We start from the raw sequence: 2,589 nt of genomic DNA, 5'->3' as shown, positions 1-2,589 counted from the left end.
GTAAGCATCCGGTAAACCACGCATAGGAAGCATTCATGCCAATATCTAAGTTTGGGCAAACTAAAAAATATTGGTATGTTGAATGAGAGAAAGTTCCGGAAGATTTATGATGACTATCTGGCATCCGGACTAACAGTAAAGGATTTTTGTTTCAATCAGGGTATGCACCCCGGAAAATTTTTCTACTGGCAGAACAAGTTAAAGGACCAACTACCTCCCAAGAAAGGGTTCGTTCCGATTCTGCTTAAACAGGGAAATACTGGAGGTAATTTCCCTGGATCGCCCCAAAATCAGTTTCCGCCATCTTTGCAAGCAACAAATGAATCCCCAATCTGTGAGATTAATTTCCCCAATGGAGTGAATCTTAAACTTTCAGGGAATACAGATCCTGAGTTTATCCGCTCATTGATACATTTAAATGAGCGAGACCATGTTTAGCCTGACAGCCTCGATGAATTATTATCTGTATGCCTACCCGACAGATATGCGACGGAGTTTTTATACACTGAGCGGTATGGTGACCAATCAAATGGGGAAAAATATACAGGACGGCGATGTGTTTATTTTCATCAACAGAGCCTGTACAAGCATGAAGATCCTGCATATGGAATTTGGTGGGTTGGTCATTTATCACATGAAGCTTGAATCGGGTAACTTCAGCCTGCCCATTCTTGATGAAAACACCAACACCTTTCAGATTACCTGGCAGGATTTAATGACCATTGTACAGGGAATTTCCACAAATAAAAAACCGAATAAAAAAAGATGGAAAAAACCTCTGTAATAGCTGAATTTACTGGCTTGTAGATTTTTCAGATTGACTAAAAATCAGTATATTTGAGTCATCAAAACAACTGATAAATGACAGGCGATCAAGAGACATTTTTACAGCAAATTCTGGAGGAGCGAGATCGGCTTTTTCGGGAGAATTCAAAGCTCAAGGGGCAGATTGCCGGCTACGAGAGTTTTGAAGCTGAAAAGGTCTCTTTAACGGCTCAAATTAGCGAAAAAGACCAGGTTATTGACAAGTTAAAACAACAGGTGGCAATGCTCCAGCGAAAGATCTGGGGAAAGTCCAGCGAGCGATTTATTCTGCCGGATCCGCTGCAACGCCGCCTTGATTTTGATGGCCTCGAATTGCTTCCGGAGGAGAAACAACTGGCTGTTACCGCAAAAGAAGAGATCGAACAATTTAAAAAGATTCGAGTAAAGGTAAAGACCAAAAAGCAGCCTGTTCGCAAACCTCTGCCAGAAAACCTTCCAAGAGAGGAGCACCATATTTATCCTGAAAATATTGACACAGAAAACTGGGTGGAATTGCAACCGGAAATCACAGAAGTTCTGGAGAAAGATCCTGCCAGGTATTATGTGCGCAGAATTATCCGCCATAAATATGCTCTGAAAAACCAGGCATCCGAAGATCAGGCAACAGTGGTAACTGCAGATATGCCGATTCTGCCAATTGCCAAAAGCTATGCAGGCGCAACCGTGTTGGCAGACATAACTATTGACAAGTATGTAAACCACCTCCCTTTTTATCGCCAGATCCAGATGTTTAAACAACAAGGCATCTCCATCCCTGCATCTACCATTAATGACTGGAACCAGGAGGTGGCTGATCTGATGCGTCCGGCTTATTACCGGCTGAAGGAACTGGTTTTGGCTTCGGGATATATCCAAAGCGATGAGACAACCATCCCGATTATCAATAATGAAAAGCACAAAACTGTAAAGGGGTACATCTGGATGCTTAGAGCAGTCATTCCAAAGCTTGTTCTTTTCCATTACGATAAAGGTTCCCGCGCACAAAAAGTCGCGTTGCAACTTTTTAAAGATTATCAGGGAGTCATACAATCGGATGGCTATGCTGTTTATGATATTTACGAAAATAAAAAAGGTGTTTTGCCCATTGGGTGCTGGGCCCATGCGCGCCGTAAGTTTGAAGAGGCTTTAAAGGAAGATGAAGCCAGGGCATCTTATGCTCTGAAACAAATAGGGCTGCTGTATGATGTCGAGAGACAGGCTGATCATGAGAATCTTTCTTATGAACAGCGCGCTGACTTAAGAACACGTCTGGCTTACCCAATCATGGTAGCTTTTGAGAAGTGGCTTGTAAAGGAATATCCGAAAGTGCTTCCCAAAGGGCGCATCGGGAAAGCCATTAAGTACACGTATAGCATCTTCAATAAGTTATCGCGCTACCATCTGGATGGCCGCTACAAGATTGACAATAACCAAGCTGAGAATGCGATCCGTCCCATCGCTCTTGGAAGAAAGAATTGGTTGTTTTGTGGAAATCATCAATCAGCGGAGAATGCTGCCATTATTTACTCCATGCTGGCCTGTTGCAAAAACAACGATGTAAACTTCCGGGATTGGATGATCTTCTTCTTGGAAAACGTTCACAAATATGATACAGACTACAGTAAAGATCTTGCTGAGCTTCTACCTCATAATTTTAAAAAACAAACAGACCAGTCTGCGAAAGATCATTCCTAAGAACTTTCAAATTACTCCGAATGTTTTGGAAGTAATTTGAAAGCAACACTTATTTTTGTCGCATCAAGACGGGGTTTACCGAATGCTTAC

General features: G+C 42.3%; 3 protein-coding genes. All 3 read left to right on the top strand.

Annotated features, from left to right (window positions below; genetic code table 11):
- Positions 1-75 precede the first annotated feature (75 nt).
- The 3 genes from tnpA to tnpC all read left to right on the top strand — a co-directional run bounded on the left by tnpA (position 76) and on the right by tnpC (position 2,499).
- Positions 76-438 (top strand): IS66 family insertion sequence element accessory protein TnpA, encoded by a 363-nt coding sequence (gene tnpA / locus OM074_RS20985; protein ID WP_301202670.1) that lies wholly within the window; start codon positions 76-78, stop codon positions 436-438.
- Positions 431-784, top strand: a complete 354-nt coding sequence (gene tnpB, locus OM074_RS20980; RefSeq protein ID WP_301202668.1) for an IS66 family insertion sequence element accessory protein TnpB — start codon at positions 431-433, stop codon at positions 782-784. The genes tnpA and tnpB overlap by 8 nt, the downstream gene beginning before the upstream one ends.
- Before the next feature lie 77 nt (positions 785-861).
- On the top strand, positions 862-2,499 hold the full coding sequence (tnpC, locus tag OM074_RS20975; RefSeq protein ID WP_301202666.1) for an IS66 family transposase: 1,638 nt from the start codon (positions 862-864) through the stop codon (positions 2,497-2,499).
- The last annotated feature ends 90 nt before the right edge of the window (positions 2,500-2,589 follow it).

It is taken from the genome of Plebeiibacterium marinum, from assembly GCF_026013615.1.
GTDB classification, from domain to species: domain Bacteria; phylum Bacteroidota; class Bacteroidia; order Bacteroidales; family Marinilabiliaceae; genus Saccharicrinis; species Saccharicrinis marinus_A.
The sequence above is the reverse complement of the archived record's forward strand: the minus strand, read 5'-3'. Positions and strand labels throughout refer to the sequence as shown.

Coding starts and splice junctions, on each gene's coding strand:
- tnpB (WP_301202668.1), top strand. CDS start 431: ATGTTTAGCCTGACAGCCTCGATGAATTATTATCTGTATGCCTACCCG.
- tnpA (WP_301202670.1), top strand. CDS start 76: ATGTTGAATGAGAGAAAGTTCCGGAAGATTTATGATGACTATCTGGCA.
- tnpC (WP_301202666.1), top strand. CDS start 862: ATGACAGGCGATCAAGAGACATTTTTACAGCAAATTCTGGAGGAGCGA.